Here is an 18,696-nt window from a genome sequence, read left to right as displayed (position 1 = left end):
GAAAGCGCGTAGCGGCCTATTGTCCGGCGATCAACCGCCAAGGTGCCGCGACGTCCGTTTCCGCAGCCACTCTGTCGCCCGAAGGCGGTTTTTCGGCGGCAGCCTGCATCCGCTACGGGCCGTGCCGCGTATCAGCCTCCGGGAGCGCATCCGCGCGACCTCAGCCTGTGGCCTCATCCCCCCCGAGGCCGCAAGCGATGGCGAGGCCGCCTTGCCCCCCATGGCGGCCTCGCCTGAGGCGTGTCTTCGCCTTAAAGGCGCGACTGCAGGCGCTCAATCAGCGGATTGGTCTTGCGGAAGACATAGGCCGGTGCGGACACCGTGACGTCGTCGGCGCCGGCGGTGGCGAGATGCTCGACCAGCGCGAACACGGCCTTTTCCGGGCAATGCACCGTCAGCACGCCGCCGGCCGGGCTCGCGCCGAAGGGCAGACGCGCGCCGAACAGCGCGCCGAGATCGCCGAGCGTCTCGGACGCGGCATCGATCCGCGCCCGGATTTCACGCACCGAGCGCGCCTCCTCCTCGGCCGCGATGCGCGACAGGATGGCGTTGGCGGCCGCAAGCGCCCGCTCGCTCCAGGGCGCACGCACGGAGGCGACGAGATTGGCTTCCGAGGCCAGCATGACGCCGTCATCGAGGATCTTCAGCGCATTGGCGGCCAGCGTCGCGCCGGTCGTGGTGATGTCGACGACGATCTCGGCCGTGCCCGCGGCCGGAGCGCCTTCGGTCGCGCCCAGGCTCTCGACGATGCGGTAATCGGCGAGCCCGTGGCGGGCGAAGAAGCGGCGCGTCAGATTGACGTATTTCGTGGCGACGCGGAGCTTGCGGCCCTGGCGGCTGCGCATGGCGGAGGCGACGTCGTCGAGATCGGCCATGGTCCGCACGTCAATCCAGGCCTGCGGCACGGCGACGACGACATTGGCATGGCCGAAGCCGAGCGGGGTCAGCATCTCGACCGCGGCATCGGCGTCCGCGACCTGCTCACGCACGAGGTCCTCGCCGGTGATGCCGAGATGAGCGGCGCCCGAGGCGAGCTGCGCGACGATCTCGGACGCCGAGAGAAACGCGACCTCGGCGCCCTCGACGCCGGCGATCGTGCCGCGATAGTCGCGCTCGCCGCGCGACTTGACGAATTTCAGCCCAGCGCGACCAAAGAAGGCGGTCGCGTTCTCCTGCAGCCGGCCCTTGGAGGGCACGGCGAGAACGAGCGGGGCGTCGTTGACGGACGTGTCGGTCATGCGGCGTCTCCCGCCAGGCGCTCGAGCCAGATCGAGGCGCCGACGGCCGGAATCGGCGCGGCCGCACCGAGGCGCCCGAGCACCTGGTCGTAGCGACCGCCGCCCGCGACCGGCTTACCGTCGGCGCGGCTGTCGTCGTGCAGCTCGAAGATGAAGCCGGTGTAGTAGTCGAGATTGCGGGCGAAGGCGGCCTGGAAGCCGATCGCGCCGACATCGACGCCGCGCACGGCGAGGAAGCCTGTGCGCTCATCGAAGGCGTCGAGCTCGCGGCCGAGATCGAGCGAGGCCTGGTCGGCGAGCGCGCGTAGCGCGGCAGACGCCGTGTCGGGATCGCCCTTGATCGCCAGCACCTGCGCCAGCAGCGTCTTGACGTCGCCATTGACCGGGTTTTCGCGCTCGGCGGCCCGGGCCAGGAAGCGCTCGGCGATATCGGAGGCTGAGCGCCCGCCGACGGTCGAGATCCCCGCGATGGAGAGCACGTCCTCGACGAAGGCCTTCGCCGCCTTGGGGTCCTGCCCTTCCAGCGCCTTGAGCAGGCCGGCATGGGCGGTCTCGCCGGTGGCGACCGGGGGATCGAGCGCATCGACCGCCTCGATACCGCGGCCCTGCACGACGGCGCGCATCAGGCGGCGGCGGGCGCCGGCCGGGACGGCGAGCCCATCCAGCAGCGCGCCGAGCAGAGCGACGTCGCCCATCAGGATCTTGGGCTGGGCGAGGCCGAGCGCGGCGGTGGCCTCGACCGTCAGCGCCATGATCTCGGCGTCGGTGGCGGCGAAGTCGTCGCGGCCGAAGGATTCGATGCCGGCCTGCGCGAATTCGCCGGGCTCGCCCGAGCGCATCCGGAAGACCGGGCCGGCATAGGCATAGGCCGCCGGCTCGGTCCGGCGAGACGCGATGTGATCGAGCGCGACGGGGATGGTGTATTCCGGCCGCAGGCACCAGTCGCGGCCATCGGCATCCTGCGTCATGAAGATGCGGCGGCGGATGTCCTCGCCCGAGAGATCGAGGAAGACGTCCGCCGGCTGCAGGATCGCGGGCTCGGCGCGGGCATAGCCCTCGCGCGCGAACAGCGCGATCACGGTCTCGATGCTGGCAGCGGTCGCGGGCACGGCGGCGTCATCCTGTTTCCGGGCGCTGTCCTAGCAGCGGCGGGCGCGATTTTCGAGGCATTTGAGGGAAATGGGTGAACGGGAATCTCTCGCCGTCATGCTCGGGCTTGACCCGAGCATCTCGTGCCGAAAGAGGCGCCCTCACCTACTCTCGCCCGAGATGCTCGGAGCTCCACTGCGCTTCGTCCGAGATTGACGTCGGATAGATGTCCTCGAACAGATCGCGCCAACCCGGACTCGCCTTCTCGACAAGGTCGACCTTCCAGGCGCGCAGCCAGCGCTTCAGGCTCGTCTCGCGCTGAATGGCAAGATCGATGTGATCGAACTGCTCAAACCAGACCAGCTTGTCGAGATTGTAGTGCGCCGTGAACGACCGCCCGGCCCGTTGCTTGTGCTCCCCGACGCGCCGAACAAGATCGGCAGTTACGCCGAGGTACAACGTGCCCCTCGGCTTGTTCGTCATGAGGTAGACGAAGGACGGTTCAAGGTTCACGTCGTTCTCGGGCGAAGCGAAGCGCAAACCCGAGAATCTCCGGCAAGAGATGCTCGGGTCAAGCCCGAGCATGACGCGTCCCGCTACGAATGCCTTGCCAGCACCGTCTTCACACCCTCTACCAGCCCCTCGACCGGCACGGAGAACTGGGCCTCCGCCTGCTTGGCCTTGTGCTCGGCGGAATCCTTCACGTCGCGGGAGGCGGCGGCGAGTTCGGCGCCGAGGATCAGGTCCTTGATCACGACCGTGCCGGCATCACGCTCCGAAGACCCTTGAATGATCGCGCAGACGGCGCCGCGGCGGTCGGCATATTTCATCTGGGCGTTGAAGCCGGATGAGCCGAGATAGAGGTCGGCGCGGCAGAGCGGCTTGCCGTTGTCGCCCTTCGCCTGGCGCAGCGTCGAGACGAAAGCCTGATAGCCCGGCATGAATTCGGGGCTCTTGTTGTCCATGGCGGTGACGACGACGAGGGGCAGTTCGTTCCTGGCATCGACGATGGGCGACTTCACCGCCTTCAGCGCGGTGTAGAGCCGGGAGACGCCGATCGAGAAGCCGGTCGCCGGCACGGGCTTGGCCCGGAAACGGCCGACCAGCCCGTCATAACGCCCACCACCCGCGACCGAGCCGAAGCGCACGACCTGGCCGTCCTCATTGGTGACAGGGAAGGTCAGTTCGACCTCGTAGACCGGGCCAGTGTAGTATTCGAGGCCGCGGACGACGGAGGGGTCGATACGGATGCGGTCTGGGCCGTAACCAGCAGCAACGACTGCAGCATTTAGTGCATCAAGTTCAGCGAAACCCTCATCCAGTACGGCATTACGCTGGAGTTGCTTGTTCCAGTCGGAAACGCGCCCCAGTTCGCCGCCAGTGGTCCAAATGCCCGGCTGGTGCTCGACCACTGACATGACGTAGTCAGCTTGAACGCCGTCCAGCCCCGCGCCCTTGGTAAAATCCCCGCTCTCGTCCTTCCGACCCTCACCGAGCAGGAGCCGCACGCCCTCCGGCCCGAACTTGTCGAGCTTGTCGATCGCGCGCAGAACCGTCAGCCGGCGGCCGGTATTCTCCTCGCCGCCCAGCCCGATCGCCTCCATCACGCCGTCGAGCACCTTGCGGTTGTTGACCTTGACGACATAGTCGCCGCGCTGGATGCCGAGCGCCTCCATCGTGTCGGCGGCGAGCATGCAGATCTCGGCATCGGCCGCCACAGAACCCGCGCCGACGATATCGGCGTCGAACTGCATGAACTGGCGGAAGCGGCCCGGCCCCGGCTTCTCGTTGCGGAACACGTAGCCGGCGCGATAGCTGCGATAGGGTTTGGGCAGCGCGTCGTAATTCTCGGCGACATAGCGGGCGAGCGGCGCGGTCAGGTCGTAGCGCAACGAGAGCCACTGCTCGTCATCGTCCTGGAAGGAGAAGACGCCCTCGTTCGGGCGGTCCTGGTCGGGCAGGAACTTGCCGAGCGCGTCGGTGTATTCGACGAAGGGCGTCTCGACCGGATCGAAGCCATAGCGCGAGAAGCTCTCGCGGATGACCGCGAGCATGCGCTCGGTGGCGGCGACATCGGCCGGGCCACGATCGACGAAGCCGCGCGGCTGGCGGGCCTTCAGCTTGGCGGAAGCAGGCTTGTCCACGGACATGGGCGTTCGTTTCGTGTGTTCGGTATCGGGATTGGGCCGTTCGGTAGCTTGCGCGGGCGGATGGGGCAAGCCGCTGCCCGTCATTCTCGGGCGAAGCCCTCGGGTCCGACCTTCGTCAGCCCAAGGATGAACTCCGCGCAGACCCGGGAATCTCCGGACGGACGAGCGCGGGAGCCTCCCTCGGCCTGAGATGCTCGGGTCAAGCCCGAGCATGACGTGCCTTGGTCACTCCGCCGCCACCCGCGGCACCTCCCGCAGCGGGCGATCCGCGATCCCCGCCTGCGCCAGCTTCTCCGGCAGCGGGCCGCCCGTCGCCCAGTCGAGCAGTTCGGCGGTATGGACCACCGGGGTGGTGGCGCCGCGATCGGCGAAGCCCTTCGCGATCTGGGTCATGCAGCCGATATTGCCGGTGGCGACGAGCTTCGGCTTCGTCTTCTGGATGTTGCCGACCTTGCGCTCGCGCAATTGCCCGGCGATCTCCGGCTGGAGGATGTTGTAGACGCCGGCCGAGCCGCAGCAGATATGACCCTCCGGCGCCTCCTTCACGCTGAAGCCGGCGGCCGCGAGCAGGCGCTTGGGCCCATCCTTGAGCTGCTGGCCGTGCTGCATCGAGCAGGCCGAGTGGTAGGCGATCGGCATGGCGACATCCCGCACCGGCACGAGATCGAGCGTCGCGACGAATTCCGTGACGTCCTTCGCCAGCGCCGACACCCGCTCCGCTTTGGCCGCATAGGCCGGCTCGTTGCGGAACATGAAGCCGTAATCCTTGATCGTCGTGCCGCAGCCCGAGGTCGTGATCAGGATCGCGTCCAGCCCCTTGCCCTCGATCTCGGCCGTCCAGGCGTCGATATTGGCGCGGGCAAAGGCATGGGCGTCGTGCTCACGGCCCATATGGTGGACGAGCGCGCCGCAGCAGCCCTCGCCTTTCGGCAGCACGACCTCGACGCCATGGCGGGTCAGCAGCCGGATCGTCGCCTCGTTGATGGCGGGGTCGAGCACCGGCTGGGCACAGCCGGAGAGGATGGCGACGCGCTTGCCCGCAGGCGCGGCGGCGGGGGCGAATGTCTGCGGCCCCTCCATCGGCGAGCGCGAGGGCAGTTTGGAGGGCGCCAGCGCCAGCATCGCCTTCAGTCGCGCGCCCACCAGCGGCAGGGAGCCGAGCGCCGGCCCCAGAGGCTTCGCCAGCATCGCGCCGAGCATCGCGACCCGGAAGCGGCCGGGATAGGGCAGGATCGCGCCGAGTACGCGCCGCAGCAGATTGTCGTGCCAGGAGCGCTCATAGGTCTCCTCGATATGCGCGCGGGCATGATCGACCAGGTGCATGTAGTTCACGCCGGACGGGCAGGTCGACATGCAGGAGAGGCAGGAGAGGCAGCGGTCGACATGCTTCACGACCTCTTCGGTCGCAGGCTTGCCGTTCTCCAGCATGTCCTTGATCAGATAGATGCGCCCACGGGGGCTATCGAGCTCGTCGCCGAGCAGGAGATAGGTCGGGCAGGTCGCGGTGCAGAAGCCGCAATGCACGCAGGTCCGCAGGATCTTCTCCGAGGCCGGAAGCCGCGGGTCCGAGGCGAGATGGGCGGGGCTGAAATTGGTCTGCATCTCTCTCAGGCCCCACCCTGCCAGGCTTTGATCCAGTCGAGCGGATGCAACAGCATGATCACGTTCAAGGTCAGGTTATCGCGGATGAGCCAGCCGACCACCAGTTCCATCGCCAGCGCGGACGCCACCGTCACCCAAACGGGGAGGAAGCGTGCCGCGAGGAAGCCCGCGATCATCGCAAGGATATCGCAGACCGAGTTGAGGACGCTGTCGCCGTAGTAATCCAGCGAGATCGTCGTCGCGCGGTAATGCTCGATCACCGCATTGGTGTTCTCCGCGATCTCCCAGGAGGCTTCCAGCAGGATCGACAGGATCAGCGCCAGTCCCAGCGAGATCGGCAGGCCGGTGATGCGCCTGATCAACCAGAACAACCCGTAGAACAAGAAGCCGTGGATGATGTGGGAGAAGGTGTACCAGTCAGCGATATGCTGGGAGTTCTCCGAGGACATCACCTCGCCGTGCCAGGGTTTGACGAAGCCGCATTTGCAGATCGGCTCGCGCCCCATGGCGGTCAGGATCGCGGCGGTCGCGACGATCAGCAGCAGCGCGATCAGCGCGATCGTCCCGGGCGCCAGCCGGTTCGGGGCCCAGGCAGCACGCGGATCGGGCGCGCGCCCCGCCGGGTTTAGCGTCTCAGCGAACGTCATCAGATCCCCGCATACATCCGGCCCGGCTCGAAGATGCCCGCCGGATCGAAGCTCGTCTTGATGCCGGCCGTCACCCGCATTAGCGGCTCCGGCAGCGGCTCGAACACCGGCACGCTCGCGCGGATCGCGGCCGGGGCGCGCACCAGCGTGGCATGGCCACCCAGCGGCCTGATCGCAGCGCGGATCGCGTCGGCCGCGGCATCCGCGCCGGCGGGGACCGCGAGCCAGACCAGCCCGCCGCCCCAGTCGTAGAACCAGCGCGCGTCCGGCACCCGCGCCGCAATGGCGGCGGTCGCCTTCGGGCCGTCGGTCGGCGCAACCGAGAGCCGCCAGACGGCCTCGTCGGTGCCGGCGAAGAAGCGGGCGTCGCGGACGTCGCGCCAGAGTTCGACCGAGGCTTCGCCTTCGACCCGCTCGGGGGTGCCATGGGCTGCCAGCAGCGCAACCAGTTCGCGGCTGCGATAGTCGATCGAGTCGGAGAAGTTCTCCAGCCGCAGCAGCGTGCGGGGCTGCTCGGCGCCGATGCCGGCCGGCAGATGGGCGGCGGCGAAGGGCTCATAGGGCGAGCCCAGCGCGGTGCAGAGCAGCGCGACCGCCGTCTCGTCCGAGAGGCCGCGCCAGGTCAGCGTCAGGATGCGCTCCGGCTTCGGCAGCACGCGGAAGGTGACCTCGGTGAGGAAGCCGAGCGTGCCGCAGCTGCCGGCGACGAGCTTCACGAGGTCGAGCCCGGTGACGTTCTTCATCACCCGCCCGCCGGATTTGATCGTCTCGCCGCGGCCGTTCACGAGCCGGATGCCGATGAGGGAATCGCGCGCCGCGCCGCCGTTGATCCGGCGCGGGCCGGAGATGTTGCCGGCGGCGACGGCGCCGATGCTCGGCTCGCCTTCCGTGCCGAGCAAGGCGCGATGGTCCATCGGCTCGAAGGGCAGCATCTGGCCGCGCTCGGCCAGTGTGCGCTCGACCTCGGCCAGCGGCGTGCCGGCGCGCGCGGCGATGACCATTTCGGCCGGCTCATAGAGCGTGATGCCAGTGAGGCCGGCGCTGGAAAGCGTGCTCTGCGTCTGCGTCGGGCGGCCGAGCCCGGCCCGCGTGCCGCCGCCGCCGATCGACAGCGGAACCCCGCTGTCGAGCACGGATTTCACGACGGCGCAGGCCTGCGCCTCGGTGGTGGGGATGTGGAGGGTCATTGATGGGAGCCGATCATCACGCCGCCACCCGTCCTTCCAGCGGGAACACCTTCGCGGGGTTGAGCAGCCAGCGCTGGTCGAACACCGCCCTCACCCGCATTTGCTGGTTCAGATCCTCGGGGTTGAACTGGAAGGTCATCAGGTCGCGTTTTTCGATGCCGACGCCGTGCTCGCCGGTCAGGCAGCCGCCGACCTCGACGCAGAGCTTCAGGATGTCCATGCCGGCATCCTCCGCCTTCTGCGCCTCGATGGGATCGTTGCAGTTGTAGAGGATCAGCGGGTGGAGATTGCCGTCGCCGGCATGGAAGACATTGGCGACGCGCAGCCCATAGCCCTTCACGATCTCGTCCATGCGGCGCAGGACGTAAGGCAGCTGGCCGGTGGGGATGGTGCCGTCCATGCAGATGTAGTCGGCGATGCGGCCGGTGGCGCCGAAGGCGGATTTGCGGCCCTTCCAGATCGCCGCGGCCTCCATCGCGGATTTGCTCTCCTTCACCGTCTTGACGCCATGCTCGCGGGCAATGGCGACGATACGGGCGAGCTGGGCGTCCATCTCGGTGTCGGAGCCCTCGACCTCGATGATCAGCAGCGCCTCGACATCCATCGGGTAGCCCGCCTTGGCGAAGGCCTCGCAGATCTCGATGGCGGGCTTGTCCATGAACTCCATCGCGACCGGGATGATGCCCGCGCCGATGATGGCGGCCACAGCCGCACCCGCCTGCTCGCTGGTCGGGAAGCCGAACAGCACGGGCCGGGCGCCCTCCGCCGCGCGCAGGATGCGCACCGTCGCCTCGGTGATGATGCCGAGCTGGCCTTCGGAGCCGTTGATCAGGCCGAGGATGTCGTAGCCGGCAGAATCGAGATGGGCGCCGCCGACCTCGACGACGCTGCCGTCGAGCAGCACCATGGTGACGCCGAGCACATTGTTGGTGGTGACGCCGTATTTCAGGCAGTGAGCCCCGCCGGAGTTCATGCCGATATTGCCGCCGATCGAGCAGGCGAGCTGGGAGGACGGGTCCGGCGCGTAGAAGAACCCCTCCGCCGAGACCTCGCCGGTGACGGCGAGATTGGTGACGCCTGCCTGCACCTTCGCGGTGCGGTTGGCATAGTCGATGGCCAGGATGCGGTTCATCTTGGAGACGCCGATGACGACGGCGTCCTCCTGCGGGATGGCGCCGCCGGCGAGCGAGGTGCCTGCCCCGCGCGGCACCACCGGCACGCCCTGCTCGCCGCAGAACTTCAGGACGGCAGCGACCTCCTGCGTCGTCGAGGGCAGCACCACCGCCAGCGGCAGGCGGCGATAGGCGGTCAGCGCGTCCGTCTCATAGGGGCGGCGCTCGTCCTCGGCGGTGATCAGCGCATCGGCCGCAACGAGCCGGGCAAGTCCGGCGACGATCTCCTCGCGGCGCGCCAGGATGCCGGGATCGGGCAGCGGAAAGGCGATGGCGGACATGGTGCGGTCTCCCCAGGCGAACAACACGCAGCCTAGACCAATTCGAAACGACTTGCAGTGCGACCGACGCGCATGATCTTTTCCGTAGGGGAAAAAATCGGCGGGGGATCTGTGCAGCCATGGACCGGTTCGGCGATCTCGACGTGTTCGCCCATGTCGTGACGGCGCGCAGCATGTCGGCGGCCGGGCGTCAGCTCAACCTGTCGCCGGCGGTCATCTCCAAGCGCATCCGCCGGCTCGAGGAGCGGCTGGGCGTCAGGCTGCTGCAACGCACGACCCGGCAGCTCTCGCTGACCGAGGCCGGCCAGGGCTTCTATGAGCGGGTCGTCTCAATCCTGTCCTCGATCGAGGATGCCGAGGCCTGGGTGGCCAGCGGGGCCGGGCAGGTGCGCGGCACCCTGCGTGTCTCGGCGCCGACCTCCTTCGGGCGGCTCCACATCGCCCCCCATCTCAAGCCCTTTCTCGACGCGCATCCGCTGGTCAGCGTCGAGCTCGTGCTGACGGATGGGTTCACCGACATCGTTGGCGAGGGTTTCGATCTCGCCATCCGCATCGCCGATCTGCGCGATTCAAGCCTCGTCGCGAAGCGGCTGGCGCCGAACCACCGCGTGCTCTGCGCGACGCCGGGCTATCTCACTTCAGCCGGCGGTCCGGTGACGATCGACGACCTCGCGCGTCACACACTGATCGCCCACAACACCGACCACTGGACGCTGGACGGGCCTACCGGACCGGTGACGGTGCGCGTTGCGGGCCCGCTGCGGACCAATTCCAGCGAGGTCGTGCGCGAGGCGCTGCTGGCGGGGCTCGGAATCGCCCTGCGTTCGACCTGGGATGTCGGGCCGGAGCTCAAATCAGGCGCGCTGCAGCGTGTGCTGCCGGCCTATTCAGTCGGCAGCCGCGTCGCCATCCACGCGGTCTATCCCAGCCGCCGGCATATGGAGCAGAAGGTCCGCGCCTTCGTCGATTACCTGGCCGAACTCTACGGCCAGACTCCCTACTGGGATGCCGGACTGAGCCTCTGAGCCGATCTTCGGCAAGCGGAGCATCCCGGCGCGCGATCGTTCGAGCCGGCCGCCCGAGGACGCTCCCCCGCCTGATGCGAAGGGCGCCCCGGAACAGTGGCTGCGCGTCAGTTCCAGCCGGCCTCACGCTCGCAGGCGCGACGGGCGTTGGGGTTGGCCTTCTCCCACTGGGTGATCGAGCGCGTCTCGTTGTCGCTCATCTTGCCGTTCATGCAGGTGCAATAGGCCGCCACCACCGTGGCCGTGACCTTGGCGTCTGCATTGTCGCTCAGGCACTGGGCGATCCATTTCCGGTCGTCGGCCGTCTGGGAGAAGGCCACGCCACCGAGGAAGACGCTGCCCGAAAGCAACGTCGCCAGAAACTTGATTGTCATGGTGTATCCCTACATCGAACCGCCTGTTGCGGCGTACGGGAAAGTTGATGAGCGCCGATCCTCGGTCAATATTCGATCCGCTTTTCAAAGCCCCATTCCAAAAATAGTCATGTGACCTGGTACGGTTATTTCAAAAATGGTCAGGCCCTCCGAATCAACCATCGGCTTAGCCCCTGGGTGTCGCGCCGGGTGCTTGTCTTGGATATGCGCGGCCGCACGTCCGCCTGCCGACATCCATAGCGGCCGCTTGCTCGGTTGGCCCTTATCCCCGATGGTCGCCCCCTATTCGGAGACGTGATCATGTTCGGCATTCTCGAAGGCACGGGCTCGACGGTGCTCGACCCGCGCTTCCATCGCGTGATTCCCGGCTCGGCCCGGGTCGAGCGGCTCTGGAGCGGCGCGCGCTGGGCGGAGGGACCGGCCTGGTTCCGGGCGCACAACACGCTCGTGTTTTCCGACATTCCGAACGACCGGATGCTGCGCTTCGACACGATGAGCGGGCAGACCAGCGTGTTCCGCCAGCCGGCGCGCAACAGCAACGGCAACACGGTCGATCCCCAGGGGCGGCTGGTCACCTGCGAGCATGGCGGCCGGCAGGTGACTCGCACCGAACATGACGGCTCCGTCACCGTTCTCGCCAGTCACTGGCAGGGCAAGCGGCTGAACTCGCCCAACGATGTCGTGGTGAAATCGGACGGGTCGATCTGGTTCACCGATCCCGATTACGGCATCCTCAGCGATTATGAAGGCAACAGGGCCGAGAGCGAGATCGGCGCCTGCCATGTCTACCGGATCGACGGCAAGAGCCGCGTGCTGACCATCGTCGCCGACGATTTCGTCAAGCCCAACGGGCTCGCCTTCTCGCCCGACGAGCGCATCCTCTACATCGCCGACACCGGCGCCAGCCACGATCCGGTCCATGGGCCGCGCCACATCCGCGCCTGCGAGGTCTCGGCTGACGGCACGCGGCTGACGGATTCGCAGATCTTCGCCACCTGCACGGCCGGGCTGTTCGATGGCTTCCGGCTCGATGTCGAGGGTCGGATCTGGACCAGCGCCGCCGACGGCGTCCACGTCTACCACCCGGACGGGACGCTGATCGGCAAGATCGCGATCCCCGAGGTCGTCGCCAATGTCTGCTGGGGCGGGCCGCGGCTCAACCGCCTGTTCATCTGCGGCACCAGCTCGCTCTATGCGCTGATGACCAACACCAATGGAGCGACCTGGCCAGGGGCTGTGACCAGCGCTTGATCGCAAAGCGCTTCGCCTCAGCGCTCCGGCAGACGGCTCGGCAGCCGGTCCAGGAGAAACGGCAGCGCGAAGCCGATGATCAGAAACCTCATCAGATGGTGCGAGCTGACATAGAGCATGTCGAGCCCCATCGCGAAGGCGAGCATTGCCATGGCCTCCAGACCGCCAGGGGCGAAGGCCGTGATCGAATCCGCATAGGAGACCCCCGCGAGCAGTGCTGCCGGCAAGGCAAAGGCAAAGGCAACTGCGAGCGACACCAGCAGGCCACCGACGGCGAGGGGAAACAGCTTCAGCAGATCGCGACGCGGAATGGCGCCGATCCGCGCGCCCATCGTCGACCCGAGCATGACCAGCACGGCAATTTGCACCGGCGGCGGCAGGCTGCCCTCGACGAGGCCGGTGCCATGGGCGACCGCGCTGGACAAAATCGCACCGAACATCATCGGCGCCGCGACGCCGAGACGTTCGAGCACGAGGCCGGCAGCGAAGCCGGCGAGCAGCAGCAGCAACATCGTCCAGGGGTCGAGAATTTTTGCAGGCGGCGCGACTGCCATGGCGGGGTGCAGACCGGTGAGCTGCATCAGGCCGGGCAGCAGCGCCACCAGAACGAGCAGGCGCAAGAGCTGGACGACGGAAATACGGCCGATATCGGCGCCTTTCGACTGCGCGACGGCCAGAACCGTCGCCAGCGCGCCGGGCGCCGCCGCCAGCAGCGAATCGAGCCAGGACCAGCGCGCGACATAGCGCAGATAGGTTCCGGTGGCGGCCATGATGCCGGCCATGGCGAAGAGCAGGATGATGAGAGAGGCCGGGTAGCGCACAGCAGCGGCCAGGGCTTCCGGCGTAGCGGACGAGCCGATGATGGCGCCCGATAGCAGCACGGTGGAATCGAACCAGGAGCGGCGCAGCACGGGCAGGGGACGGACGAGTGCGACCAGCAAGGTCATGATCATGGCGCCCGATAGCCAGGCGGCCGGCGCCCCCAGAAAAGCGAACAGCGCACCTCCCACCGCTGCAATGGCCATGACCACGGCCTCTCGGGACAAGACTTTCAGCGTCGAAGGAGAACCCGCCCCCGTCATGCTACCTCGCTGCGCGCTGCTGCAACGCAGCATCGCAGTCTTGTCGACCGCGCGGGGCGGGGTCAATTTGACCGGCGGCCCGCGCCGCGCAGTGCCGTCATGCGCGGCGGGCCTGCATGCGGCTTCGCGAGCGTGCTCAGCTGGCGAGGGCGCGCTGTAGCCTGGCGACAGTCTCGACCAGATCGGAGGCCTTGCGGGCAAAGCAGAGCCGCAGTCCCGTCTCGCCGCCGGGGCCGAAGGCGGTTCCGGGCGCGAGGCCGACATTGGCCCGGTCGACGAGATCGATGGCGAGCGCCCGGCTGTCCTGCCAGCCATCGACCGAGAAGAACTGGTAGAGCGCCCCGTCCGGCGGCGACAGCGTCACCCGGTTGGTCGCCTTCAGCCCTTCCGCAATGATCCGGCGGCCCTCCGCGGCGCGAGCGATCTGCTCGGCGACGAAGGGCTCGCCCTCGTCCAGCGCGGCGATGGCGCCACGCTGGACGAAGACCGGAACGCCGGAGGTCGAGTACTGGATCAGGTTCTCGATCACCTGGCCGAAGGCAGGCGGGGCCTCGATCCAGCCGACGCGCCAGCCCGTCATGGCCCAGTTCTTCGAAAAGGTCTGGACGAAGAGGACGCGATCCTCCGGCTCCATCACGTCATGGAAGGAGGCGGCGCGGGCGGAGCCGTCATAGACGAAGCGGGCATAGATCTCGTCGGCGATGATCCAGAGGCCGTGCTTGCGGGCGAGCGCCAGGATCGCGGCGAGTTCATCCTTCGTCGCCGTCCATCCGGTCGGGTTGGCCGGCGAATTGATGGCGATGGCGCGCGTCTTCGGGGTGATGGCGGCGGCCAGCCGGTCGAGATCGAGCGAGAAGCGGCCCTGGACATAGTCCATCGGGACATTGACCGGGATGGCTCCGGCAACGCCGATGGCGGCGCCGACATTGGGCCAGGCCGGGGTCGGGATCACCACCTCGTCGCCGGGGCCGGTGACCATCCGCACGACGATCTGGACCGCCTGCATGCCCGAGCCGGTGATGAAAAAGGACTCCATCGAGAAGGGCCGGCCATAGAGCGCGGTGTGGTAGCGCGCGAGCGCCTCGCGGAGATCCGGGATGCCGCGCTGCCAGGTGTAGAAGGTCTCGCCCTTGGCTAGCGAGGCGTTGGCGGCGCGGGCGATGAAGTCCGGGGTCGGCAGGTCGCCCTCGCCGACCCAGAGCGGGATCAGGCCTTCCTTGAGACGGCCGTGATTGACCACCTCGACGATGCCGCTTTCGGGCGCATGGCGCGCCTCGGGGCGCAGCGACGACAGCAGGCTGGCGCCGGTGGGCGTGACGGTCGACATCGGGCAGGACCTCGCGGTTGTGGTGTGGCCTGTTTAGCCGATCACGCGCCGCCCGGGCATGAAAACGCGAGATCGACCCGATCGGCCGCGGTGATGAATCGCCGCGGCCGGCCGCTTGGCTCAGGCGCCCTTCTGCTTCAGCAGATCGCGGATCTCGCCCAGCAGCACGACATCCTCGGGCGGGGCGGCCGGTGCCTTGGGCTCTTCCTTCTGCTTGTGCTGGAGCCTGTTGATGGCCTTGACCACCAGAAACAGGACGAAGGCGATGATGATGAAGTTCACGGCGATGGTGATGAAGTTGCCATAGGCGAGCACGGCACCCTGCTTGCGCGCCTCGGCCAGCGTCGTGGCGGTGATGCCGCTGTTGAGCCCGATGAAGTAGTTCGAGAAATCGACGCCGCCGAGCGCGCCGATGAACGGCATGATGATGTCGTTGACCAGCGAATCGACGATCTTGCCGAAGGCCGCGCCGATGATCACGCCGATAGCGAGATCGACGACATTGCCCTTCAGCGCGAACTTCTTGAATTCCTCGAGCATTCCTTGGCCCCTTTCGATGTCGAGCGGCCGATCGCCTCGTGCCGCCTGGTGTCCCGGCCCTGACGCTAGAGGAAGATGCGGCCGGGTGGAAACCTGTTTCCTCCGCCCGTGCCCATCCTTTAAGCTCGCGCCGGTGACACGGCTGCGATGGAGGCAGAATGATCCCCGCCTGGTCCGTGGTCCTGGTCGCGCTGGCCTATCTCTGCGCGCTCTTCGCGATCGCGCATGCGGCCGACACATCGGGCCGCCGCCTCGTCGGCGGCCGGGCTCGAGCGACAATCTATGCGCTGGCGCTGGGCGTCTACTGCACCTCCTGGACCTTCTACGGCTCGGTGGGGTTCGCCAGCCGCGCGGGGCTGGACTTTCTCGGCATCTATGTCGGGCCGATCCTGGTCATCGGCTTCGGCCACCGTTTCGTCGGGCGGATCGTCCGGATCGCCAAATCCCAGAACATCACCTCGGTCGCGGATTTCGTCGGCGCGCGCTACGGCAAGAGCGAGCGCGTGGCGGCGCTGGTCTGCCTTGTGGCGGTGATCGGCGCCCTGCCCTACATCGCTCTCCAGCTCAAGGCGGTGGCGAGTTCGCTATCGGTCCTGCTCGCCGCGACGGGCGGCCGGCCGGCCTCGGCCGATGCGCCGGTCCTCACCGACCTCGCCTTTCTCGTGGCGATGGTGCTTGCGGGCTTCGCCTGCGCCTTCGGCACGCGCCATATCGACGCCACCGAGCATCAGGACGGGCTGGTGCTGGCCATCGCGGTGGAGTCCCTGGTCAAGCTCATCGCGTTCCTCGTGCTCGGTGTCTTCGTCGTCTACGGGCTCTATGACGGCGCGGGAGACCTCTTCGCCCAGGCGGCCAACCTGCCGGGGGGCGCCCCTCCGATCTGGGAGCGGACCTCGAACTGGCCCACCTTCCTGACCCTGACGCTGCTCTCCTCCTGCGCCGCGCTGCTGCTGGCGCGCCAGTTTCACATGACCATCGTCGAGAACCGCGACGCGGCCGATGTCCGCCGCGCGGCCTGGATGTTCCCGCTCTATCTGATCCTCATCAACCTCTTCGTCCTGCCGCTTGCGATGGCGGGCGAGTTGCTGATGCCGGGTTCCGGCGTCGACCGCGACATGACCGTGCTGCTGCTGCCGCTGCAGCAGCAGGCGGGGCTGCTGGCGCTGCTGGTCTTCATCGGCGGGCTGTCTGCCGCGACGGCGATGGTGATCGTCGCTTCCGTCGCGCTGGCGATCATGATCTCGAACCATCTCGTCATGCCGGTGCTGCTGCGCGGGCGGAGGGCTCTAAGCGACCCCGCCGCCTCTGCCTCCGGCGTGCCGGCCAAGCCGGTCCGACATGGCAATACCGGCGGCGATCTAGGTTCACAGGTCGTCATCATCCGGCGGGTCGCCATCCTCTGCGTCATCCTGCTGGGCTATGCCTACTACCGGGCAGCCGGCGAGCAGGCGCTGGCGGCGATAGGCCTGCTGTCCTTCGCCGCCACGGCACAGATCGCGCCGGCCTTTTTCGGCGGCCTCGTCTGGCGCCGCGGCACGGCGCTGGGCGCGGCGGCGGGGCTGATCGTCGGCATCGCGACCTGGGCCTATACGCTGCTGATGCCGAGCCTCGTGAAGCCAGGCAGCTTTTGGGCCGACATCGTTGCCAATGGGCCTCTCGGCTACGCCGCCCTGCGGCCCGAGGCGCTGTTCGGGCTCGACCTGCCGCCCCTGCCCCACGGCGCGTTCTGGAGCCTGGGGCTCAACCTGCTCGCCTATGTCGTCTTCTCGCTCTTGCGCCCGGCAACGGCGATGGAGCGCCTGCAGGCCAACGCTTTCGTCGAGTCCGACCGGGCGACGATGGCGCAGTCCTTCTCGCTGTGGCGCTCCAGCGTCACCGAGGCGGAGTTGCAGTCGACGATCGGCCGCTACCTCGGCCAGGAGAGGACGCAACGCGCCTTCGAGGGCTTCGCCAGCAGCCGCGGCGAGGCGCCGATGCCCTCGCGCGACGCCGACATCCATCTGCTGCGCTTCGGCGAGCATCTGCTCTCCTCCGCCATCGGCGCGGCCTCGTCCCGCCTCGTGCTCTCGCTGCTGCTGCGGCGGCGCAACCTCACCACCGAAGCCGCCTTCAAGCTGCTCGACGACGCTTCCGCCGCGCTGCAGTACAACCGCGACATCCTCCAGCACGGGCTCGACCATGCCGGCCAGGGCATCACCGTGCTCGACCGTGATCTGCGCCTGCTCGCCTGGAACCAGGCCTTCATCCAGCTCTACGACCTGCCGCCCGCGATGGTGCGCTTCGGCACGGGACTCGACGAGATCGTGCGCTACAACGCGGCCCGCGGCGCCTATGGCGACGGCCAGCAGGACGAGCTGATGGCGGCGCGCCTCCAGAGCTTCGTGCATGACCGCGAGCCGGTGCGGCTCAAGCTCTACCCGTCGAAGAAGGTCATCGAAATCCGCACCAACCCACTGCCCGACGGCGGTTTCGTCACGACCTATACCGACATCACCGAGGCCGTCGCCGCGCAGGAGGAGCTCGAGCGGACCAATGAGAGCCTCGAGCGGCGCGTCGTCGAGCGAACGGAGGAGATCCTGCGCGTCAATGCCGAGCTGCAACGCGCCAAGGCGGAGGCCGAGGAGGCCAATGCCTCGAAGACCCGCTTTCTCGCCGCCGCCAGCCACGACATCCTGCAGCCTCTCAACGCCGCCCGCCTCTATGCAACCTCGCTGGTCGAGCGTGACCGCGCCGCCGGGAGCCCCGACCTCGCCGAAAACATCGACGCCTCACTCGATGCCGTGGAGGAGATCCTGACCGCGCTGCTCGAGATCTCGCGCCTCGACGGCGGCGCGATGAAGCCGGAGATCACCGCTTTCCGGCTCGACGAGCTGATGCGCCAGCTCCAGCGCGAATTCGAGCCGAGCGCGCAGGAGAAGGGGCTGAAGCTCGTCTTCATGCCGACCAGCCTCGCCGTGCGCTCGGACCGGCGGCTGCTGCGGCGCCTGCTGCAGAACCTGGTCTCCAACGCGATCAAGTACACTCCCAGCGGCAAGGTGCTGATCGGCTTCCGCCGGCGCGGCGGTCAGGTTTCGGTCGAAGTGCTGGATACCGGGCTCGGCATCCCCCAGGGCAAGCAGAAGACCGTCTTCCGCGAGTTCCAGCGTCTCGACCAGGGGGCGAAGGTGGCGCGGGGGCTGGGGCTTGGCCTGTCGATCGTGCAGCGCATCGCCCGCACCCTCGATCACCGCCTGACGCTCGATTCGGCGCCCGGCCGGGGCAGCCGCTTTGCCGTGCTGGTGCCGCGCGCCTCGCCGCTGCCCGAGATGAGCACCGCGCCGGCGCCGCGCCCGGCCCCGGCGGGCCAGCTCGCCGGCCTCAGGCTGCTCGTCATCGACAACGAGCCGGCCATCCTCGACGGCATGAAACGGCTGCTGGAAGGCTGGGGCTGTGAAGTCGCGACGGCAGCCGGGCTCGACGCGGCGCTGGCTCTGCAGAAGCGCAGCGCACCCGACGTCGTGATCGCCGACTATCATCTCGACAATGGCAACGGGCTGACCGCGATTAGCACCGTGCGGGAGCGCTCGCGCCGGCCGCTACCGGCGATCCTGCTGACAGCGGACCGGTCGCCGAGCGTGCGCGAAGCCGCCGCGGCGCTCGACGTGCATCTGCTCAACAAGCCACTGAAGCCCGGCGCCTTGCGGGCTCTGCTGGCGCAGTGGCGGACGACGCGCTTCGCGGCGGAATAGGCT

Annotated in this window: 14 protein-coding genes and 1 pseudogene; 3 read left to right on the top strand and 12 right to left on the bottom strand. The window is 68.1% G+C overall.

Annotated features, from left to right (window positions below; all coding sequences use genetic code 11):
• Nucleotides 1-251 precede the first annotated feature (251 nt).
• The 8 genes and pseudogenes from hisG to ACFPN9_RS05135 form a co-directional block, all read right to left on the bottom strand.
• Complete coding sequence (gene hisG / locus ACFPN9_RS05170) at nt 252-1,238, bottom strand: ATP phosphoribosyltransferase (protein ID WP_377815744.1); 987 nt, start codon at nt 1,236-1,238, stop codon at nt 252-254.
• Nucleotides 1,235-2,353, bottom strand: a pseudogene (locus tag ACFPN9_RS05165) (ATP phosphoribosyltransferase regulatory subunit); the annotation flags it as partial. The pseudogene ACFPN9_RS05165 and the gene hisG, both read right to left, overlap by 4 nt.
• Before the next feature lie 139 nt (nt 2,354-2,492).
• Nucleotides 2,493-2,912, bottom strand: coding sequence for a GIY-YIG nuclease family protein (locus ACFPN9_RS05160; RefSeq protein ID WP_377815742.1), 420 nt, complete (start codon nt 2,910-2,912; stop codon nt 2,493-2,495).
• Nucleotides 2,913-2,923: 11 nt separating this feature from the next.
• Nucleotides 2,924-4,477 (bottom strand): histidine--tRNA ligase, encoded by a 1,554-nt coding sequence (gene hisS / locus ACFPN9_RS05155; RefSeq protein ID WP_377815740.1) that lies wholly within the window; start codon nt 4,475-4,477, stop codon nt 2,924-2,926.
• Between the two features lie 225 nt (nt 4,478-4,702).
• Nucleotides 4,703-6,079 (bottom strand): glycolate oxidase subunit GlcF, encoded by a 1,377-nt coding sequence (gene glcF / locus ACFPN9_RS05150; RefSeq protein WP_377815738.1) that lies wholly within the window; start codon nt 6,077-6,079, stop codon nt 4,703-4,705.
• 5 nt (nt 6,080-6,084) lie between these two features.
• Nucleotides 6,085-6,726, bottom strand: a complete 642-nt coding sequence (locus ACFPN9_RS05145) for a DUF2585 domain-containing protein (RefSeq protein ID WP_377815736.1) — start codon at nt 6,724-6,726, stop codon at nt 6,085-6,087.
• The gene (locus ACFPN9_RS05140; RefSeq protein ID WP_377815734.1) at nt 6,726-7,913 is read right to left on the bottom strand and encodes an FAD-binding protein; all 1,188 of its coding nucleotides are present in this window, start codon (nt 7,911-7,913) and stop codon (nt 6,726-6,728) included. The genes ACFPN9_RS05145 and ACFPN9_RS05140 overlap by 1 nt, the downstream gene beginning before the upstream one ends.
• A gap of 16 nt (nt 7,914-7,929) precedes the next feature.
• Nucleotides 7,930-9,366 (bottom strand): FAD-binding oxidoreductase, encoded by a 1,437-nt coding sequence (locus ACFPN9_RS05135; RefSeq protein ID WP_377815732.1) that lies wholly within the window; start codon nt 9,364-9,366, stop codon nt 7,930-7,932.
• A 119-nt stretch (nt 9,367-9,485) separates the two neighbouring features.
• Here ACFPN9_RS05135 and ACFPN9_RS05130 point away from each other — a divergent pair, with 119 nt between their 5' ends.
• The gene (locus ACFPN9_RS05130; protein WP_377815730.1) at nt 9,486-10,391 is read left to right on the top strand and encodes a LysR family transcriptional regulator; all 906 of its coding nucleotides are present in this window, start codon (nt 9,486-9,488) and stop codon (nt 10,389-10,391) included.
• A 107-nt stretch (nt 10,392-10,498) separates the two neighbouring features.
• Here ACFPN9_RS05130 and ACFPN9_RS05125 read toward each other — a convergent pair whose 3' ends face one another.
• Entirely contained in the window at nt 10,499-10,765 is a 267-nt protein-coding gene (locus ACFPN9_RS05125; protein WP_377815728.1) for a hypothetical protein, read from the bottom strand.
• Nucleotides 10,766-11,065: 300 nt separating this feature from the next.
• Between ACFPN9_RS05125 and ACFPN9_RS05120 the strand changes: the two genes are divergently transcribed.
• Complete coding sequence (locus ACFPN9_RS05120) at nt 11,066-12,016, top strand: SMP-30/gluconolactonase/LRE family protein (protein WP_377815726.1); 951 nt, start codon at nt 11,066-11,068, stop codon at nt 12,014-12,016.
• A gap of 17 nt (nt 12,017-12,033) precedes the next feature.
• Here ACFPN9_RS05120 and ACFPN9_RS05115 read toward each other — a convergent pair whose 3' ends face one another.
• The 3 genes from ACFPN9_RS05115 to mscL form a co-directional block, all read right to left on the bottom strand.
• Nucleotides 12,034-13,041, bottom strand: coding sequence for an AbrB family transcriptional regulator (locus tag ACFPN9_RS05115; RefSeq protein WP_377815724.1), 1,008 nt, complete (start codon nt 13,039-13,041; stop codon nt 12,034-12,036).
• A 193-nt stretch (nt 13,042-13,234) separates the two neighbouring features.
• Nucleotides 13,235-14,425: a pyridoxal phosphate-dependent aminotransferase gene (locus ACFPN9_RS05110; protein WP_377815722.1), complete on the bottom strand. Its 1,191-nt coding sequence runs from the start codon at nt 14,423-14,425 to the stop codon at nt 13,235-13,237.
• A gap of 120 nt (nt 14,426-14,545) precedes the next feature.
• Nucleotides 14,546-14,965: a large conductance mechanosensitive channel protein MscL gene (gene mscL / locus ACFPN9_RS05105; protein ID WP_066724405.1), complete on the bottom strand. Its 420-nt coding sequence runs from the start codon at nt 14,963-14,965 to the stop codon at nt 14,546-14,548.
• A gap of 158 nt (nt 14,966-15,123) precedes the next feature.
• Between mscL and ACFPN9_RS05100 the strand changes: the two genes are divergently transcribed.
• Nucleotides 15,124-18,693: a hybrid sensor histidine kinase/response regulator gene (locus tag ACFPN9_RS05100; protein WP_377815719.1), complete on the top strand. Its 3,570-nt coding sequence runs from the start codon at nt 15,124-15,126 to the stop codon at nt 18,691-18,693.
• Nucleotides 18,694-18,696: the final 3 nt, after the last annotated feature.

Origin of the sequence: Allobosea massiliensis (assembly GCF_042655245.1) — a bacterium.
Taxonomy (GTDB): Bacteria; Pseudomonadota; Alphaproteobacteria; order Rhizobiales; family Beijerinckiaceae; genus Allobosea; species Allobosea massiliensis.
This window is presented reverse-complemented; position numbering and strand designations above follow the sequence as displayed.

Coding starts and splice junctions, on each gene's coding strand:
- hisG (WP_377815744.1), bottom strand. CDS start 1,238: ATGACCGACACGTCCGTCAACGACGCCCCGCTCGTTCTCGCCGTGCCC.
- ACFPN9_RS05160 (WP_377815742.1), bottom strand. CDS start 2,912: ATGCTCGGGCTTGACCCGAGCATCTCTTGCCGGAGATTCTCGGGTTTG.
- hisS (WP_377815740.1), bottom strand. CDS start 4,477: ATGTCCGTGGACAAGCCTGCTTCCGCCAAGCTGAAGGCCCGCCAGCCG.
- glcF (WP_377815738.1), bottom strand. CDS start 6,079: ATGCAGACCAATTTCAGCCCCGCCCATCTCGCCTCGGACCCGCGGCTT.
- ACFPN9_RS05145 (WP_377815736.1), bottom strand. CDS start 6,726: ATGACGTTCGCTGAGACGCTAAACCCGGCGGGGCGCGCGCCCGATCCG.
- ACFPN9_RS05140 (WP_377815734.1), bottom strand. CDS start 7,913: ATGACCCTCCACATCCCCACCACCGAGGCGCAGGCCTGCGCCGTCGTG.
- ACFPN9_RS05135 (WP_377815732.1), bottom strand. CDS start 9,366: ATGTCCGCCATCGCCTTTCCGCTGCCCGATCCCGGCATCCTGGCGCGC.
- ACFPN9_RS05130 (WP_377815730.1), top strand. CDS start 9,486: ATGGACCGGTTCGGCGATCTCGACGTGTTCGCCCATGTCGTGACGGCG.
- ACFPN9_RS05125 (WP_377815728.1), bottom strand. CDS start 10,765: ATGACAATCAAGTTTCTGGCGACGTTGCTTTCGGGCAGCGTCTTCCTC.
- ACFPN9_RS05120 (WP_377815726.1), top strand. CDS start 11,066: ATGTTCGGCATTCTCGAAGGCACGGGCTCGACGGTGCTCGACCCGCGC.
- ACFPN9_RS05115 (WP_377815724.1), bottom strand. CDS start 13,041: ATGGCCATTGCAGCGGTGGGAGGTGCGCTGTTCGCTTTTCTGGGGGCG.
- ACFPN9_RS05110 (WP_377815722.1), bottom strand. CDS start 14,425: ATGTCGACCGTCACGCCCACCGGCGCCAGCCTGCTGTCGTCGCTGCGC.
- mscL (WP_066724405.1), bottom strand. CDS start 14,965: ATGCTCGAGGAATTCAAGAAGTTCGCGCTGAAGGGCAATGTCGTCGAT.
- ACFPN9_RS05100 (WP_377815719.1), top strand. CDS start 15,124: ATGATCCCCGCCTGGTCCGTGGTCCTGGTCGCGCTGGCCTATCTCTGC.